The sequence below is a fragment of the Rhodoplanes sp. P11 genome (genome assembly GCF_964266735.1).
GTDB lineage: Bacteria > Pseudomonadota > Alphaproteobacteria > Rhizobiales > Xanthobacteraceae > Rhodoplanes > Rhodoplanes serenus.
In genome coordinates, this window is the sequence record NZ_CAXWGY010000017.1 from 22,865 (window position 1) to 40,039 (window position 17,175).

Sequence of the window (17,175 nt, forward strand, 5' to 3'; positions counted from 1 at the left end):
TGCGATGAGGCCTCGGGCCGCCGCTCACGGGGCGCCGTTGCGGCCCGTCTTGACGCTGTCCATGGCGGTGCGCGTCGCCGTCTCGCCGAGGTCCTTGATCTGCTCGCTGAGCACCTGCATCTGGGTCTGGACGAACTCGGTCTGCATCCGGATCAGCTCCTGGATGTCCTTCGCCTGCACGACCTTCTGGGCGAACTCGAAGGCCGACACGACATTGCGCTCGGCGAAGTTCATCGCCTTCTTGCTGATGCCCTGCGCGCCCACCTGGCTGGCCTTCACCCGCTCCTCGAACGCCGAAACGGCCTCCTGGGCGGCCTGCATGTAGTTGTTGAAGGCGAGCTTCGCCTGCTCGACGCTGCGCTCAGCCACGGCCCGCATGTCGGCCGGAATCTCGAAAGGCGGTGTAGTCCCCTTGATCATCGTCCTCTCCTGGTTTCGACGGGGCTCGACGGCGGCCCACCGACGGGAGAATTATTGCACTGCAACATAAGCGATGCAAATGGAAACAACCCATACGGGATTTTCCGGGGGCTTGGGGCCGCCCACCGGGACCGGGCCGTTAAGCTTAAGGGCCGAGTTGCCGGGGACGGTGTCGCGGCGGCGTGGACGCCTCAGGGTAGGACGGATTATTAGGGATTTGTTTACGATAGACGGGAGCGGCGACGCAGGCGGGAACGGATGGGACAGGAGTCGGACGAGCTCGCGCCCTTGCGGAACGACCGTTTGGCCGCCCATGCGGTGCAGGCCGCGCCGGTCTGGCTGTGGAGCACCGACGGGCGCCGCGTCCTTTGGGCTAATTCGGCCGGCCGGGCGCTGCTCGGCTATGACGATTCTGCAATAATCGGATCTGCAACGCGCGGGTCCGCACCCAGTGAGTTCGCCGGTCGCGAGCGCCGTTCGGCGCCTCCGGACCTCTTGGCGGCCCAGGTCGCCCGGCTCGGCGCGACTCTCTACCCGACCGGGGTGACCAGCTTGCAACGCCTGCGCGGTCTCGGCTGGCCGCTCGGCGGCAGGCCGCTCGGTCGGCCGCTGCTGTGTGCCTGCACCCGGCTGGCTTTGCGCGAGGGTGCCGCCATGCTGGTGGTGGCGCAGGAGCCGGTCGGTCGGCCGGTGCCGCTCGCCGAGCGGCTGCGCCGCCTGTGCGAGGGCGTCTCCGGCCCGGTCGCGGTGATCGGCCGCGATGGCCGCCGGCTCGCCGCCAATGCGGCGGCGGTGGCGCTGCTGGGCGACGACGCGGCGCCCGACATCGCCCTGGTGCCGCCGTCTCTGGTGCCGCCGTCGCTCGTGGCCGCCGCCCTGGCCGGCTCCGTCGCGACCGGCGATACGCCACACGGCCCGGTGGAGCTCATCCGCCTCGGCGGCGACGGCGAGACCGTGCTTCTGGTCCGCCTCCCGCCCGCCCTGGTGACGCCGCCCTCCGTTCCAGAGGCGGCCGGTTCCGCTCGCCCCGAAACCTCCGCATCCGACGTCTCCCCTGCGGTCGCGCCCGAACAGCCTGCCGAGGCGCCGCCGGCGGAGCCGGCCGGGCCGGCGGCTCCTCCCGTCGAGGCGACCCCAGCCGATCCGACCCCAGCCGAGACGGCCCAACCCGAGACGGCCCAACCCGAGATGGTGGCGGCGGAGCCGGACGGCGCGGCGCCGCCCGCCTTGCGGATCGACGCGCCGGTGGCGGACCGCCGCCAATCGTCGCTGCGCTTCGTCTGGCGGATGGACGCCGACGGCCGCTTCACCCTCGGCTCCGATGCGTTCACCGACGCCATCGGGCCGCGGGTCGCGGTCGCCCTCGGGCGGCCCTGGGACGAGATCGCCGCCGTCCTCGGGCTGGACCCGGAGGGACGGGTGCAGCGGGCCGTCGAGGCGCGCGACACCTGGAGCGGTATCGTCGTCTCCTTCCCGGTCGACGGCAGCGACGAGCGACTCGCCGTCGAGCTGTCCGGCCTGCCCGTCTACGACCGCGAGCGCCGCTTTCTGGGCTATCGCGGCTTCGGCGTGTGCCGCGACACCGGCCGGCTGGCGACCATCGGGCGTCTCCGCCGCGCTCCCGACCTGGCGCCGACCGAGCCGTCCGGAGCGGGCGGGGTCGCCTATGGGCGCCGCGCCGGTGACCATGACCCGGTCGAGCCGGTGCCCGAGCAGCCGATCGACGGCGGGCGGCTCGACGGCGCTGCCGCGGCGCCCTGGCTGCTCGGGACGGGCGCGACCGCGTCCGCGGCTGCGGCCCCCGAGAGCCCGACCCCCGAGAATGTGGTGCGTTTCCCGGCGGCCGCGGCGGCTTCGCCGGGTGCCGGCGCCGAGCCGCGCCAGGCCGCCACGCCCGGGCTCAGCCTCGGCGAGCGCGACGCCTTCCGCGAGATCGCCCGCCAGCTCAACGCCCGCCTGGCCGGCGAGGCGATCCCGCCGCTGCCCGATCCGAGCGAGCCGTTCCTGCCGGGCCTGCTGCGGGACACCCCGTCGCCGCCCCCCGACGCGGTGCCGACCGGGCTCCTCGACCGCCTGCCGGTCGGCGTGCTGCTCTATCGCTTCGACGAGCTGCTCTACGCCAATCGCAGCTTCCTGGAGACCACCGGCTACGCCGATCTGGCGGCGCTCGCCGCGGCCGGCGGCCTCGACAGCCTGTTCGTGACCGGCGACGCCGATCTCGCCGCCGCCCCCGGCCCGGCCGGGCAGTCGCTCGCCATCCTGACCCGCCGCGGCGACCGCAAGCCGGTGGCGGCCCGGCTGTTCACGCTGCCGTGGAACGGCGAGACGGTGTTCGCCCTGGTGCTCGCCACCGCCGCCGGCGACGAGCGCAACCGCGCCGGCGACCTCGCGCTGCGCCGCGCCGAGGCGACCATCCGGGAGCTGCACGGGCTGCTCGACACCGCCTTCGACGGCGTCGTCGTCCTCACCTCGGACGGCCGCATCGTCTCCGCCAACCACAGCGCCGAGGTGCTGTTCGGTGCCGATGCGGGCGGCCTCGTCGACCAGCCCTTCGAGGCGCTGTTCGTGCCGGACGGCCGCAAGCCGGTGCGCGATCTGCTGGCGCGGGTGCGCGGCACCGGCCGCATGCCGATCGACGGCGCCCACGAGGTGGTCGGCCTGGTGCGCGGCGGCGGGGCCCTCCCGCTGTCGCTGGCGCTCGGCCCGATGGCCGACGGCAGCGACCGGCTGTGCGCGGTGTTCCGCGATCTCACGCCGGCGCGCCGGCTGCCGCCGGCGACCCCGCTGCGGACCGCCCCGGCACGCCCCGAGGCCGGGGCCGCCGCCGACCGGGACGAGTTCCTGGCCAAGCTCGGCCACGGCCTGCGCTCGCCCTTGACCGTGGTGCTGGGCTTTGCCGAGCTGATGCTGGAGGAGCGCTTCGGGCCGATCGGCAACGAGCGCTACCGGGCCTATCTGCGCGACGTGCGCACCGCCGCCCAGCAGATGACGGCGCTCATCGACGACATGGTCAATCTGACGCGGGCCGAATCCGGCACGCTGGAGCTGACCTTCGTGTCGGTCGACCTCAACGACGTCGTCCAGGCCGCGGTGAAGACCATGCAGCCGCAGGCCAATCGCGAGCGCATCATCATCCGCAGCGCGCTCGCCCCGCGCATGCCGCCGATCGTCGCCGATCTGCGCTCGCTCGATCAGATCATCGCCAACCTGATCGCCAACGCGATCCGGCTCACCGGGCCGGGCGGCCAGGTGATCGTGTCGACCGGCGTCGATTCCCAGGGCCGGGTGGTGCTGCGGGTGCGCGACACCGGCGTCGGCCTCAGCGGCAAGGAGCTGGAGACGGTGCTGCATCCCTTCGCCCGCCAGGCCACCGCGCCGGCGACCGGCGACGGGGTCGGCCTGCCGCTCACCAAGGCGCTCGCCGAGGCCAATCGCGGCACCTTCCACATCACCAGCCGGGCCAATGACGGCACCCTGGTGGAGGTGACCTTCCCGCGGCCCAAGATTCCCGCCGAGTAGACGGGCCGCCACCGCTACGCTCGGTCAGAAGCCCACCAGGCCGGTCGGCAGTGGCACGTCGAGGGCGACGCGGAACAGCAGCACCGAGACGCCGACGGTGCCGACGGCCAGCAGGCCGGCCGGCCGCGCCGGCAGGTCGAGCGCCCGCGCCGCACCCCATACCAGCGCCACGGTGGCGATCGAGAAGCCGAACCAGGCGAGCGCGGCCGGATAGACCAGCACCAGCGCGGCGACGACGAGGACGGCCCGGGCCGCGGCGCCGGCCGGCGGCTCACCTTCGTCGGCCCGCCGCCGGCCGACCAGCGCCGTCACGGCGGCGAGCCCCAGGAAGACCGCGGAGACCAGCGGCACCACGCCCGGCCCGGGCTTCTGGGTGGTGCCGAGCGAGAGCTGAAGGCTCGCTGCGACGAAGGTCGCCGCGGTGGCGAGCAGCAGCAGGGCGACGAGGCGGGCGACGCCGCTCCGGCGCGGCCTCATCGGGCCGGCTCCCGCACCAGCAGCAGGCGCAGCAGCCAGCGCGACAGCGGCCACAGCACCGCGACGAGCATCAGGCCGAGCAGGGCGGCGCTGAGCGGGCGCTGGAGCATGGCGCTCCACTGGCCGTCGAGGATCAGCCCGGTCTGGGTCAGGCTCGCCTCCAGCAGCGGCCCGACGATCATGCCGAGCACCAGCGGCGCCGGCTCGTAGCCGGCCTTGTGCAGCAGATAGCCGACGACGCCGGCCACCATCAGCACCACCACGTCGAACACGCTGTTGTTGAGCGAGAAGGCGCCGATCACGCAGAACACCAGCACGACCGGCGCCAGCAGGTTGGGCCGCAGCAGCGAAATGCGGGCGAACAGCCCGACCAGCGGCAGGTTGAGCACCAGCAGCACGACGTTGCCGACATACATGCTGGCGATCAGGCCCCAGAACAGCTCGGGATGGTCGCTCATCAGGCGGGGACCGGGAACGATGCCGTGCAGCATGATGCCGCCGAGCAGCAGGCCGGTGATGGAGGAGAACGGGATGCCGAGCGCCAGCAGCGGCACGAGCTGGCCGGCGGTCGCGGCGTTGTTGGCAGCCTCGGGGCCGGCGACGCCCTCGACCGCGCCGCGGCCGAACTCGTCGGGCTGCTTCGACAGGCGGCGCTCGAGCACGTAGGAGATGTAGGTGGAGACGATGTTGCCGGGTCCGGGCAGCAGCCCGACCAGGAAGCCGATCACCGCGCCGCGGCCGGTCGGGCCGGCGGAGCGGCGCAGATCGTCACGGTCGGGCCACAGCCGGCTCAGGCGCGGCACCGCCATCATGTCGGTCTTGTCCGTCCGCGACCGGCCCATCCACTCCTCGGCGGTGCGCAGCACCTCGGCGACGCCGTAGAGCCCCATCACCACCGGCACGAAGTCGATGCCCTTGCTCAGCGCCGGCACCATCTGCGGAACGAAACGGACGAGGCCGCCGGTCGGGTCCTGGCCGACGGTGGCGATCAGCACGCCGAGCGCCGCGAGACCGTAGGCTTTGGCGACCGACGATCCGGTCACGGTCGGCAGTGTCAGCAGGGCCAGCGCCGCGAGGCAGAGCTGCTCGGGCGGCCCGAACGCGAGGGCGAAGCGAGCCAGCGACGGCGCCACCAGAGTGAGCGCCAGCACGCCGAGCGTGCCGGCCACCCACGAGGCGAGCGCCGCGATGGCGAGCGCCGGTCCGGCGCGGCCCTGGCGCGCCATCTGGTAGCCGTCGAGGCTGGTGACGACGCTCGCCGCCTCGCCCGGCACCCGCACCAGGATCGAGGTGATCGAGCCGCCGTACATCGAGCCGTAGTAGATGCCGGCCAGCATCACCAGCGCGGTCGGGGCGTTCATGCCGAAGGTGATCGGCAGCAGGATCGCGATGGCGCCGGCGGGGCCGAGGCCGGGCAGCACCCCGACCACGGTGCCGACCAGGGCGCCGAGGAACGCGGCGAGCAGGTTCTCGGGTTGCAGCGCGACCGAGAAGCCGAACAGAAGATCGTGCCAGATGCCCACCGTGGTCTCCTCCCTGGCGGCCGCCGGTCGGTGAGGATCACTGCTTCTTCTTGAGCATTCCCAGCTTGCCGTAGAGCGTGCCGGCGGTCTCGTACCAGCGCGTCAGCTCGCTGCGCGCCACCGCGGCGTCCTGCACGTCGGCCTCGAAGGCGATCGCCTCGGCGGCCTTGACGTAGGCCGGATCGGCGAGCACCGGCTTCAGCCGCTTCTCGATCGCCGCGACCACGGCGTCCGGCGTCTGCTTCGGCACCGCGATGTAATGCGAGATGGTGCCGACGAGGTCGACGCCTTGCTCGCGCGTCGTCGGGATGGTCGGGATCGAGGCGACGCGCTTGGCCGAGAACACCGCGAGGCCGGCGATCTCCGAGCCGTCCTTCACATGCGCCCGAGCGTCCGGCGAGTTGACCAGCCCGGCCTGGATGTGGCCGCCGAGCAGGCCCTGGACGACGGCGGCGTTGCCGTTGAACGGCACCATCACGAGATTGATGCCGGCGGCCGCCGCGAGCTGCTCGCCCATCAGGCGATTGAAGCTGGCGTCTCCCGGCGTGCCGACCTTGACGGCGCCCGGATTGGCCTTGGCGTGGTCGATGAAGGCGGCGAGGGTCGGCCAGCGCGGGTCCTTCTTGACCAGCAGCACGGTCGGCATGTTGCCGACCTTGAGCACCAGCCGGTAGCTGTCCATGGTGTAGGGCGCCTCGACGGTGTGCAGCACCGACGACAGCTCCGAGGTGCCGCCGTAGATCCAGGTGTAGCCGTCGGGCTCCGACGAGACCCCCTGATAGGTGCCGGTGGTGGCCGAGCCACCCGGCACGTTGGTGACGGCGATGCCCTTGGGGAACTGCGCCTTGGCGTGCTCGGCGATCAGCCGCGCGTTGACGTCGCTCGGGCCGCCGGGACCGAACGGCACGATCACCTTCACGGCCTTGGCCGGATAGTCGGACTTCTCGGCGCAGCCGGCCGACAAGAGGACCGTGCCGATCGCTGCGCCGAGCGCCGCCGCGACCGCGAACCTCGTCCGGCGGGGGCCGGACCGATGGGCCTTGGACATGGGCATCCTCCCTGGGCGATCGCGGAGGGGGTCCGCGTCGCGCCTTGACTATGAAGGATACACTTCAAAAATCAAAAAATATGTAGTACAGGCTCCAAAGAGGTGCATTTTTTCGATGTGCGGACTTCGGGCCGGCGGGTGGCGAGGTGACGGGCTTGGGCAGTCGGGACGAGTTCGTCGAGGCGATCCGGCGCAAGCAGGAGTTGCTGACCCGCTCGCAACGGCGCGCCGCCGACTACATCGTCCGCAACTTCGACGACTGCGCCTTCAAGACCTCGGCCGAGATCGGCGAGCAGGCGGGGGTGAGCGAGACGACGGTGTTCCGTCTCGCCGCCACCCTCGACTTCCCCGGCTTCGCCGCGATGCAGAAGTTCATCCGCAGCGGGCTGGTGCGCCACCGCATCGAGCGGGTGGCACGGCCCGGTGCCGGCGCCGGGGACGAGGCGGCACTGCTCGCCCGGGTGGCGCAGGCCGACGCCGACAATGTCCAGCAGACGCTCGCCCGCCTCAACGCCGCCGACCTGCGCCGGGCCGCCGAGCTGATCCTGGCGGCGCCGCAGGTGTGCACCATCGGGATGCGGTCGTCGACGGCGACCGCCTCGTATCTCGCCGCGGCGCTCAACCAGCTCTTCGGCAACGTCACGCCGCTGCCGCTGCCGATCGGCGACAGCATCGACCGCCTGCGCGGATCGCCGCCCGGCACCGTGGTGATCGGCGTGTCGTTCCTGCGCTACGCGCGGCCGACCGTCGAGGCGATGCGTTACGCCCGCGAGCTCGGCCTGCCCACCATCGTGATCACCGACAGCGTGACGGCGCCGCCGGCGCGGTTCGGCGACGTGGTGCTGCTGGTCGCCACCGCGTCGATCCATTTTCTGCCGTCGCAGACGGCGGCGCTGGCGGTGGTCAACGCGCTCATCGGCGCCGTCGCGCTGCGCGACCGCGCCCGCGTCGCCGCCGCGCTGAAGCGTTTCGAGGATACGCTGATCGACGTCGACGTGTTCTGGGAGCGCGGCTGACGCGCTCCATCCCGCCCTCGCCCCCCGGCCCCCAAGGAGCCTGCCGCATGACCTACGAGTGCATCCTCGTCGACACCGACGGTCCGATCGCCACCATCACGCTCAACCGGCCGGAGGTGCTCAATGCGATGAACTGGCAGCTCCGCTTCGATCTGGAGAAGGCGCTCGACGCACTCAACGAGGACGCCGCCGTCAAGGTGGTGATCCTGCGCGGCGCCGGCCGGGCGTTCTGCGCCGGCGCCTATGTCAAGGGCCAGACCGAGGTGTCACCGATCGGCTTCTACTCGCGCCACACCTACCTGCACCAGCTCTTCTACAAGTTCACCCGGTTCCGCAAGCCGATCATCGGGTCGATCCACGGCTACTGCCTCGGCATGGGGCTGGAGTTCGCGCTGCTGTGCGATCTCCTGATCGCCAGCGACGAGGCGAAGTTCGGCGAGCCGGAGATCAATCTCGGAGAGTCCTACGGCTTCGTCCGGCTGCCGCGGCTCGTCGGCGAGAAGCGCGCCATGTGGATCAGCCTCACCGGCGAGATGTTCTCGGCCGCCGAGGCGAAGGACTGGGGCATCGTCAACAAGGTGGTGCCGCGCGACCGGCTGGAGGAGGAGACCCTGGCGCTCGCGCACCGGCTGTCGAAGCAGAGCGCCAGCGCCATGTGGATTCTCAAGGAAGGCATGAAGGCGTCGCTCAGCATGGACCCGCAGAACGCCTTCGTGCTCGAGTCGATGGCCGAGGCGCTGTCGCAGACCAGCGCCGACTATCGCACCGGCGTCTCGGCCTTCTTCGCCAAGACGGAGCCGGATTTCGACGCGCCGTTGCCGGGAACGCGCTTCGAGAACACCGGGCCGAAGCCGTGACGACCGCGGCCCCGGCGCCGACCGCACGGCGCGATCGGCTCGACGCGCTGCTCCGACCGCGCGCTGTCGCCGTCGTCGGCGCCTCCGAGCGGCTCGGCAACGGCCGCAACGCGGTCGAGAACCTGATCGCGGTCGGCTATCCGGGCGCCGTCTATCCGATCAATCCGCGCTACCGCGAGGTGCTCGGCCGGCGCTGCTATCCGTCGCTGGACGATCTGCCGGAGACGCCCGACGCCGTCTATGTGGCGGTCGGCGCCGCTGCGGCGGTGGAGGCGGTGCGGGACGCGGGGGCGCGCGGCATCGCCGCCGCGGTCGTCCATGCCGGCGGTTTCGCCGAGAGCGGGGAGGCGGGGGCGGCGCTGCAAGCGGCGCTCGTCGCCGCGGCCGAGGAGTTCGGCATGGCGGTCTGCGGGCCGAACTGTCTCGGCCTCGTCAACGTGCACGACCGCACCATGCTGTACGGCGCCTCGATGCCGCGGGCGCTGGAGCCGGGCGGCATCGGCGCCGTGTTCCAGAGCGGTTCCACCCTGCTGGCCCTGATGAATGCCGGGCGCGACCTGCGCTTCAGCCATCTGATCTCCAGCGGCAACGAGGCGGTGCTCGACGCCACCGACTATTTCGATGTGCTGATCGACGATCCCGACACCCGCGTCGTCATCGGCTTCATCGACGGCTTCCGTCAGCCGCAGCGCCTGCTCGCCGTCGCGGCGCGCGCCGCCGCCGCCGGGAAGCCGATCGTGCTGCTCAAGCCGGGACGCTCCGAGGCCGGCCGCAAGGCGGCGCTCGCCCACACCGGCGCTCTCGCCGGCTCCGACCAGGTGCTGGAGGCGGTGTTCCGTCGCCACGGCATCGTCCGGGCGCACGATCTCGACGAGCTGACCGAGATGGCGACGCTGTTCTCGTCGTCGCGGCGGCCGGCCGGGCGCGGCGGCCTCGTCGTCACCGCCGTGTCGGGCGGCGAGATGGCGGTGGTGCTCGACGCCGCCGCCGACGAGGGCCTCACGCTGCCGCCGCTGTCGGATGCCGTCACGACGCGGCTGCGGGCGGCGCTGCCGCCGCATGTCGCGGTCGCCAATCCGCTCGACGTCACCGCCACCGGCCTCTACGAGCCGGATCTCTACCGCGACGCGCTGGTGACCCTGGCGTCCGACCCCGGCTGTGCCGTGCTGGCGGTGTCGCAGGACATGCCGGGTGCGATGGGCGACGTCCAGGCGGAACGCTACCGCCGGGCCGCCCGTGCCTTCGTGGCGGCGGCCGCGCAGGTCGACAAGCCGGTGGTCGTGTTCAGCAACCTGTCGGGCGACACCGATCCGCAGGTGCGCGCCATCCTGGCGGCGGGCGGCGTGCCGTTTCTGCTCGGCACCCGCGAGAGCCTGAAGGCGATCGCCCGCTTCCTCCGCTTCGCCCGGCCGCCCGCGGACCCCGAGGCGGCTGCCGCCGCGGTCGGCCCGCCGGTGCGGCTCGATCCCGCCGCGGTGGCGGCGGCGCGGTCGCTGCTGCGGCGTGCCCCGGGGCCGCTGTCGGAGCAGGACAGCAAGGCGGTGCTGGCCCGGTGCGGCGTACGGGTGCCGGGCGAGATCGTGGCGACCAGCGCGGCGGAGGCCGCTGCCGCGGTCGACCGGCTCGGCGGCCCGGTGGTGATGAAGATCGCCTCCGCCGACATCCCGCACAAGACCGAGGCGGGCGGAGTGCGGCTCGGCATCACCAGCCCGGCCCAGGCGGCGGCTGCCTTCGCCGAGATCGTCGCCAGCGCGCGGACCCATGCGCCGGCCGCCCGGATCGACGGCGTCGCCGTCCAGGAGCAGGTGGCGGGCGGTGTCGAGATGATCGTCGGTTGCAGCCGCGATCCGCAGTTCGGGCCGGTGATCCTGCTCGGTCTCGGCGGCATCCTGGTCGAGGTCCTCAAGGACAGCGTGCTGGCGCTGGCGCCGGTCGGCCGGGCCGAGGCCGCCGCCATGGTAAGGTCGCTGCGTGGCCGCGCGGTGCTCGACGGCCCGCGCGGGCGGCCGCGCGCCGACGTGCCGGCGCTGATCGACACCCTGGTGACCGTCTCGCATCTCGCCGCCGCGCTCGGCGACGACCTCGACGCCCTCGACGTCAACCCTCTGCTGGTGCTGCCGGAGGGCCGCGGCGTGGTGGCGGCCGACGCCCTGCTGGTGCCGGCACGGGCCTGATCCGGCGCGCGCCTGCCGGCAGGCCCGGGCCGGATGCTGCCGTCGACCCTCGGTTCCAGGGATCGTTCGGCTCCCGCCTGCGTTATGCTGCTGCATGCGGACGACCCGGCCGCGAGGCCGCGCGGGACGGCCGGTCCACGAGCCCCCGCGCGGACCGCTCCGAGCCTGCTTCGAGGTCGGCGCGGCCCAGCACGCCGGCGGGGAGCGGAGGCGGCGATGCGCGGCATCTCGTTGCTCGGCATCTCGTGGCTCGGCATCTCCATGCGCGGCATCCGGCGGGCGGTCCTCGGCGCGGTGGCGGCGCTGTGGATCGGTGGTCCGGCCGCCGGGTGGGCCGAGGAGCCGCGGGTGCCGGCACCGCAGCCGGTGCAGCAGTCCGCCGGCGAGGAGGTCGACCTGCTGCTCGCGCTCGCCGCCGACGTCTCGCGCAGCGTCGACGGACCCAAGTTCCAGCTCCAGCGCGACGGCTACGCGGCCGCCCTGACCGATCCGCGGGTGCTGGCCGCGATCGCCGGCGGCACGCTGGGGCGCATCGCGGTCGCCTATATCGAGTGGTCGGGGGCGGGCAACCAGAAGGTCGTGGTGGACTGGGCGGTGATCCGCGACGCCGACAGCGCCGGCCGCTTCGCGGCCCAGCTGGTGGAGAGCCCGCGCGCCTTCGCGGACCGCACCTCGATCTCGGGCGGCATCGATTTCGCGGTGGCGCAGCTCGATCGTGCTCCGTTCCAGGCGCGGCGCCGCACCATCGACGTGTCGGGCGACGGCACCAACAATTCCGGCCGCGACGTCGCGCTCGCCCGGGACGAGGCGGTCGGGCGCGGCATCACCATCAACGGCCTCGTCATCCTCACCGAGCAGCCGCTGTCGTGGAACGCCGAGCACACCAACCCGGCCGGCGGCCTCGACGCCTACTATCGGGCCAACGTGATCGGCGGGCCGGGCGCCTTCGTGATGACGGCACAGAACTTCGAGTCGTTCGGCCAGGCGCTGATCGGTAAGCTCGTCGCCGAGATCGCCGGGACGCCGCCGCCGACCCGCGCGGCCCTCATGCTGTCGACCGGTGATGCGTCGCCTTGATCTACCCGGCGAGAGGGGTGGCGGGTCTCGCAGCGCCCGCGGCGTGGCGCCGCGGGCCGATGCCCGTGGTGGGCCTGCTGTGGCGCGGCCCGGTGATCGCACAGCGGAATTCCGGCGAACCTTCGAACGGTTCCAGACTCGGGGCTCCCTAGAAGGCTTCTAACTTATTGATTACAAGCGCGAAATTGTTGACGGCCGGGACCCCGCTCCCCTACCTGTCCGGGCAGTCGCGGACTTTGACCCGCGACCTGACAGGAGCTTTCGATGCTGCGTGCCCCGTCCTGCCGATCCGGTCGCCTGCTGGCCCTCGTGATCGCCTGCACCGCCGCCGCGCCGGCCGCGAGCCTCGCCCAGGCGGGCGAGGTGAATGTCTACACCTATCGCGAAGCCAAGCTGGTCGCCCCGCTGTTCGAGGCGTTCACCAAGGAGACCGGCATCAAGGTCAACACCATCTCGGCGAGCGCCGGCCTGGAGCAGCGGATCGCCACCGAGGGCGCCAATAGCCCGGCCGATGTGCTGCTGACGGTGGATATCGGCCGGCTCAAGGAGGCGGTCGACCTCGGCATCGCCCAGCCGCTCAAGTCCGACGTGCTCGACAAGGCGGTGCCGGCGCAATACCGCGATCCGGGCGGCCTCTGGTACGCCGTGTCGGCGCGCGCCCGCGTGATCTACGCCGCGCGCCAGCGGGTGACCGAGAGCGAGATCACCTACGAGGAGCTGGCCGATCCCAAGTGGAAGGGCCGCATCTGCATCCGCTCCGGACAGAACATCTACAACAACGCGCTGTTCGCCGCCTATGTGGCGCATCACGGCGACCAGAAGGCCGAGGCGTGGCTCGCCGGTCTCAAGGCCAACCTGGCGCAGAAGCCGTCGGGCGGCGACCGCGAGGTGGCGCGCGACATCGCTGCCGGCAAGTGCGACATCGGCCTCGGCAACACCTACTACTGGGCGCTGATGAACGAGCGCGAGCCCGACAAAAAGCCGTGGGCGGAGGCCACCAAGGTGATCCTGCCGACCTTCCAGGGCCACGGCACCCACATGAACATCTCCGGGGTCGTCCTCGCCAAGCACGCGCCCAACAAGACGAACGCCGTCACGCTGATCGAGTGGCTGGTCGGTGAGAAGGCGCAGAAGATCTACGCCGACATCAATTTCGAGTACCCGATCCGGGCCAGCATTCCGCCGCATCCGACCATTGCGGCCTATGGCGAGCTGACCGCCGATCCGCTGCCGGTCGCCACCATCGCGGCCAACAAGAAGAAGGCCGCGACCCTGGTCGACAAGGTGGGGTTCGACAACTGACACCGCCGCCGGCCCTCGGTCTCGCACCTCGTCATGGCCGGGCTCGCCCCGGCCATCCTCGTGTCGGCGCGGCGTCGGGCCGCGGGCCGGAGGCTCGGCGCACGGCGGGGCACGAGGGCGGCGTGATCGAGACGATGGGCCGCGCTGCCGGCGGCTCGCCGCCGGCGCTTCGTGCCGCGGGGCTCGCCCCGCGCGCGCTTCGTCGGCTCCGTCCGCGCCATCCGCTCGCCTGGGGGCTCGTCGTCGCCGTCGCGGCCCTGGTGGTGACGCCGCTGGCGAGCCTCGTCGCCATCGCGCTGCGCGGCGATCCCGACCTGTGGGCGCATCTCGCCGCCTATGTGCTGCCCGACGCCCTCGTCACCACGCTGGCGCTGCTCGCCGGCATTGCGGCGCTCACCACGGTGATCGGCGTCGGCACCGCCTGGCTGGTGGCGCTCTACGATTTTCCCGGGCGTGGCGTGCTGGTGTGGCTCTTGCCGCTGCCGCTCGCCTTCCCGACCTACATTGTCGCCTATGTGTATGCCGACACGCTCGACGCGCTCGGGCCGGTGCAGACGGGACTGCGCTGGCTGCTCGGGATCGAGGCCCCGGCCGGCTCGCTGCTGCCCGAGATGCGCTCGCTCGGCGGCGCCGTCGTGGTGATGAGCCTGGTGCTCTACCCCTATGTCTATCTCGCCATGCGGGCCTCGTTGCAGGCGCGCAGCGCCGTGCTGGTCGAGGCGGCGCGCCTGCTCGGCGCCGGCGCCTTCCGGATCGCTCGCGTCATCACGCTGCCGATGGCGCGCCCGGCGCTCGCGGCCGGCCTCGCTCTGGTGCTGATGGAAGCGCTCAACGACATCGGCGCCAGCGAGTATCTCGGCGTCCGCACCCTGACGCTGACGGTGTTCACCACCTGGCTCAACCGCGGCAGCCTCGCCGGCGCCGCCCAGATCGCCTGCGTCATGCTGATCGTGGTGGCGGCGCTGATCGCGCTGGAGCGCCACGCGCGGCGCCACCGCAGCGTCGCGGCGGGCGGAACCGACGTCCGGCTGTGCGGCCGCACCCGGCTCGCCGGCGCCCGCGGGCTGGCGGCGCTCGCCGCCTGCCTGGTGCCGGTGGCGCTCGGCTTCCTGGTGCCGTTCGGCTTCCTGCTGCACGAGGTGATCGCCCGCGGCCTGGTGGTCGGCTTCGACCCGGATCTCGTCCGTCATGCCGGCTCGACCGTCATGCTCGCGGGGGCCGCTGCCGTCCTCACTCTGGCGCTCGGCTTCGGCGCCGCTTTCGCGGCCCGGCTGGTGCGTCGCCGGCGCGCGACCGCGCTGCTCGGCCTCGCCGGGCTCGGCTACGCGGTGCCCGGCACCGTGCTGGCGCTCGGCCTGCTCGGGCCCCTGGTGGCGGTCGACGAGGCGATCGGCGGCGTGGTGCGGGCCGTCACCGGCCACGGGCCGGGGCTGCTGCTCGCCGGCTCCGGTGCCGCCGTGGTGATCGCCTATGTGATCAGGTTCCTGGCGGTGGCCACCGGCTTCGCCCAGGCCGGGCTCGCCCGCCTGCCGGTCGAGCTCGACGACGCCGCCGCCTCGGTCGGGGTGCGGCCCGGCCGGGTGGTGCGCGCCATCCATCTGCCGCTGACCCGGCCGGCGCTGTTCGGCGCGGCGCTCCTGGTCTTCGTCGACAGCCTCAAGGAATTGCCCGCCACGCTGCTGCTGCGACCCCTGAATGTCGAGACGCTGGCGACCTATGTGTACCAGTTCGCCGCCCGCGGCAGCTTCGAGGAGGGGGCGCTCGCCGCCCTGCTGATCGTCCTGGTCGGCCTCCTGCCGGTGATCCGGATGGTGCGCCTCGCCGACGATCTCGACCCGAAGCCGCCGCTCGCGTAGCATTCCGCCGTCAATCGTCCGCGGTCCTGCGACGTCCGGCCGCCACGCGCGCCGCGCGCGGCGGGGCGTGCGCCAGTGCCGGGGTCGTCACGTCACTTGACGGACCGTGACATAGAACGATACGGCCATGCTACTTTAGAACGAGAAGGTGCTTCCAAAAGCGAGGGACGACGGTGCAGCAAACGGCGGTGGGACCATGAGGAAAGTCTACAAGGACCCCTCCTCGGCCCTGGCGGGGCTGATCCAGGACGGGATGACCATCATGTCGGGCGGCTTCGGCCTGTGCGGCATCCCGGAGAGCCTGATCCTGGCGGTCCGCGAGTCGGGCGCCAAGAACCTGACGGTGATCTCCAACAATGCCGGCGTCGACGGGATCGGCCTCGGCATCCTTCTGGAGAGCCGCCAGATCCGCAAGATGATCTCGTCCTATGTGGGCGAGAACAAGCTGTTCGCCCAGCAGTTCCTCTCCGGCGAGCTGGAGCTCGAGTTCAATCCGCAGGGCACGCTGGCCGAGCGCATCCGCGCCGGTGGCGCCGGCATTCCGGCCTTCTACACCAAGACCGGGGTGGGCACCGTGATCGCCGACGGCAAGGAGGTGCGCGAGTTCGGTGGCGAGAAGTATGTGATGGAGACCGGCCTGGTCGCCGACATTTCGCTGGTCCATGCCTGGATGGGCGACAGCGAAGGCAACCTGATCTATCGAAAGACGGCGCGCAACTTCAACCCGATGATGGCGACCGCCGGCAAGATCACGATCGCCGAGGTGGAGCATCTGGTCGAGCCCGGCTCGCTCGATCCCGACCGCATCGTCACGCCCGGCATCTACGTGCAGCGCCTCGTGCAGGTGCACGCCGAGAAGCATATCGAGCAGCGGACCACGCGCAAGCGCGGCGAGATGGAAGTGCCCGCCGGCGCCGGGGAGGAGGTGTGATGGCCTGGACTCGTGATCAGATGGCGGCGCGCGCCGCCCGGGAGCTGCGTGACGGCTTCTACGTCAATCTCGGCATCGGCATCCCGACCCTGGTGTCGAACTACATTCCGCCCGGCGTCAAGGTGCAGCTCCAGAGCGAGAACGGCATGCTCGGCATGGGGCCGTTCCCGCTGGAGGGCGACGAGGACGCCGACCTCATCAACGCCGGCAAGCAGACCATCACCGAGCTGCCGACGACCAGCTACTTCTCGTCCGCCGACTCCTTCGCGATGATCCGCGGCGGCCATATCGACCTGTCGATCCTCGGCGCCATGCAGGTGGCCGAGAACGGCGACCTCGCCAACTGGATGATCCCCGGCAAGATGGTGAAGGGGATGGGGGGCGCCATGGACCTGGTTGCCGGGGTCAAGAAGGTCGTGGTGGTGATGGAGCACGTCGCCAAGGACGGGCCGAAGCTCCTGAAGCGCTGCAACCTGCCGCTCACCGGCGCCAATGTGGTCGACATGGTGATCACCGATCTCGGCGTCTTCACCATCGACAAGCACGGCCCCGGTGGCATGACCCTGATCGAGATCGCCGACGGCGTGTCGCTCGACGAGATCGAGGCCAACACCGAGGCGAGCTTCAAGGTCGCGGTGGCGCAGGCCGCGTGAGGGCTGGCCGGTGAGGGGAGCCGTGTGAGCGCAGGCGCTGCCGGCGTCTCACCTCTCTCCCCAACCGGGTCTCCGCAAGCGGGATGGCAGGCGCCGGTCGCGTGCCATGCCCGGGAGCCGTCATGCGCGGGCTGCCCGCGCATCCGGGCTCGTCACGCGGGTGCGCGTCCGGGTCGGGCCCGGCGACGACGCCGCGTGCGGCAGGAGGCGCGAGCGGCCCGCCTACGGGGTCCCGATTGCACGAGAAAACCCTTGACGAACCGAATCTTGCGGCCACGAAAGGGTCATGAAGATCGCGCAGGGTCCGGGCTCGTCCGCCGGC

General features: G+C 72.1%; 13 protein-coding genes and 1 pseudogene. 10 read left to right on the forward strand and 4 right to left on the reverse strand.

Translation table 11 applies throughout. The annotated features are described in order from the left end of the window. Nucleotides 1–24 precede the first annotated feature (24 nt). The gene (locus tag ACFQUV_RS14715) at nt 25–420 is read right to left on the reverse strand and encodes a phasin family protein (protein WP_129609134.1); all 396 of its coding nucleotides are present in this window, start codon (nt 418–420) and stop codon (nt 25–27) included. 258 nt (nt 421–678) lie between these two features. On the opposite strand from ACFQUV_RS14715, the pseudogene ACFQUV_RS14720 reads away from it, so the two are divergent. Both ACFQUV_RS14720 and ACFQUV_RS14725 read left to right on the forward strand, forming a co-directional pair. Beyond that, nucleotides 679–843, forward strand: a pseudogene (locus ACFQUV_RS14720) (PAS domain-containing protein); the annotation flags it as partial. 72 nt (nt 844–915) lie between these two features. Continuing rightward, nucleotides 916–3,939, forward strand: a complete 3,024-nt coding sequence (locus ACFQUV_RS14725) for a PAS domain-containing protein (RefSeq protein WP_165363888.1) — start codon at nt 916–918, stop codon at nt 3,937–3,939. 24 nt (nt 3,940–3,963) lie between these two features. On the opposite strand, the gene ACFQUV_RS14730 is transcribed toward ACFQUV_RS14725, so the two are convergent. From ACFQUV_RS14730 to ACFQUV_RS14740, 3 genes are read right to left on the reverse strand one after another with little or no spacing between them, the layout of a single operon-like run. Then, on the reverse strand, nt 3,964–4,416 hold the full coding sequence (locus ACFQUV_RS14730; RefSeq protein ID WP_129609132.1) for a tripartite tricarboxylate transporter TctB family protein: 453 nt from the start codon (nt 4,414–4,416) through the stop codon (nt 3,964–3,966). Continuing rightward, nucleotides 4,413–5,939, reverse strand: a complete 1,527-nt coding sequence (locus ACFQUV_RS14735; RefSeq protein ID WP_129609131.1) for a tripartite tricarboxylate transporter permease — start codon at nt 5,937–5,939, stop codon at nt 4,413–4,415. Before ACFQUV_RS14735 ends, ACFQUV_RS14730 begins: the two co-directional genes overlap by 4 nt. Nucleotides 5,940–5,976: 37 nt before the next feature. Beyond that, on the reverse strand, nt 5,977–6,987 hold the full coding sequence (locus tag ACFQUV_RS14740) for a tripartite tricarboxylate transporter substrate binding protein (protein ID WP_165363886.1): 1,011 nt from the start codon (nt 6,985–6,987) through the stop codon (nt 5,977–5,979). 155 nt (nt 6,988–7,142) lie between these two features. Between ACFQUV_RS14740 and ACFQUV_RS14745 the strand changes: the two genes are divergently transcribed. From ACFQUV_RS14745 to ACFQUV_RS14780, 8 genes are all read left to right on the forward strand, one after another. Continuing rightward, nucleotides 7,143–8,003: a MurR/RpiR family transcriptional regulator gene (locus ACFQUV_RS14745; protein WP_155479762.1), complete on the forward strand. Its 861-nt coding sequence runs from the start codon at nt 7,143–7,145 to the stop codon at nt 8,001–8,003. A gap of 47 nt (nt 8,004–8,050) precedes the next feature. Next, the gene (locus tag ACFQUV_RS14750) at nt 8,051–8,860 is read left to right on the forward strand and encodes an enoyl-CoA hydratase/isomerase family protein (protein WP_129609128.1); all 810 of its coding nucleotides are present in this window, start codon (nt 8,051–8,053) and stop codon (nt 8,858–8,860) included. After that, entirely contained in the window at nt 8,857–11,034 is a 2,178-nt protein-coding gene (locus ACFQUV_RS14755) for an acetate--CoA ligase family protein (protein WP_129609127.1), read from the forward strand. The genes ACFQUV_RS14750 and ACFQUV_RS14755 overlap by 4 nt, the downstream gene beginning before the upstream one ends. 216 nt (nt 11,035–11,250) lie before the next feature. Then, the gene (locus ACFQUV_RS14760; RefSeq protein ID WP_244601582.1) at nt 11,251–12,111 is read left to right on the forward strand and encodes a DUF1194 domain-containing protein; all 861 of its coding nucleotides are present in this window, start codon (nt 11,251–11,253) and stop codon (nt 12,109–12,111) included. Between the two features lie 264 nt (nt 12,112–12,375). Then, nucleotides 12,376–13,413, forward strand: a complete 1,038-nt coding sequence (locus ACFQUV_RS14765; protein WP_129609126.1) for a Fe(3+) ABC transporter substrate-binding protein — start codon at nt 12,376–12,378, stop codon at nt 13,411–13,413. A gap of 122 nt (nt 13,414–13,535) precedes the next feature. Continuing rightward, nucleotides 13,536–15,269, forward strand: a complete 1,734-nt coding sequence (locus ACFQUV_RS14770; RefSeq protein WP_244601581.1) for an iron ABC transporter permease — start codon at nt 13,536–13,538, stop codon at nt 15,267–15,269. 196 nt (nt 15,270–15,465) lie between these two features. Next, nucleotides 15,466–16,200: a CoA transferase subunit A gene (locus ACFQUV_RS14775; RefSeq protein WP_129609125.1), complete on the forward strand. Its 735-nt coding sequence runs from the start codon at nt 15,466–15,468 to the stop codon at nt 16,198–16,200. Beyond that, on the forward strand, nt 16,200–16,853 hold the full coding sequence (locus tag ACFQUV_RS14780; protein ID WP_129609124.1) for a 3-oxoacid CoA-transferase subunit B: 654 nt from the start codon (nt 16,200–16,202) through the stop codon (nt 16,851–16,853). Before ACFQUV_RS14775 ends, ACFQUV_RS14780 begins: the two co-directional genes overlap by 1 nt. Nucleotides 16,854–17,175: the final 322 nt, after the last annotated feature.

Bases quoted from the DNA above. Each gene is read 5' to 3' on its own strand.
- ACFQUV_RS14760 (WP_244601582.1), top strand. From the start codon at position 11,251: ATGCGCGGCATCTCGTTGCTCGGCATCTCGTGGCTCGGCATCTCCATG.
- ACFQUV_RS14715 (WP_129609134.1), bottom strand. From the start codon at position 420: ATGATCAAGGGGACTACACCGCCTTTCGAGATTCCGGCCGACATGCGG.
- ACFQUV_RS14775 (WP_129609125.1), top strand. From the start codon at position 15,466: ATGAGGAAAGTCTACAAGGACCCCTCCTCGGCCCTGGCGGGGCTGATC.
- ACFQUV_RS14730 (WP_129609132.1), bottom strand. From the start codon at position 4,416: ATGAGGCCGCGCCGGAGCGGCGTCGCCCGCCTCGTCGCCCTGCTGCTG.
- ACFQUV_RS14780 (WP_129609124.1), top strand. From the start codon at position 16,200: ATGGCCTGGACTCGTGATCAGATGGCGGCGCGCGCCGCCCGGGAGCTG.
- ACFQUV_RS14765 (WP_129609126.1), top strand. From the start codon at position 12,376: ATGCTGCGTGCCCCGTCCTGCCGATCCGGTCGCCTGCTGGCCCTCGTG.
- ACFQUV_RS14750 (WP_129609128.1), top strand. From the start codon at position 8,051: ATGACCTACGAGTGCATCCTCGTCGACACCGACGGTCCGATCGCCACC.
- ACFQUV_RS14740 (WP_165363886.1), bottom strand. From the start codon at position 6,987: ATGTCCAAGGCCCATCGGTCCGGCCCCCGCCGGACGAGGTTCGCGGTC.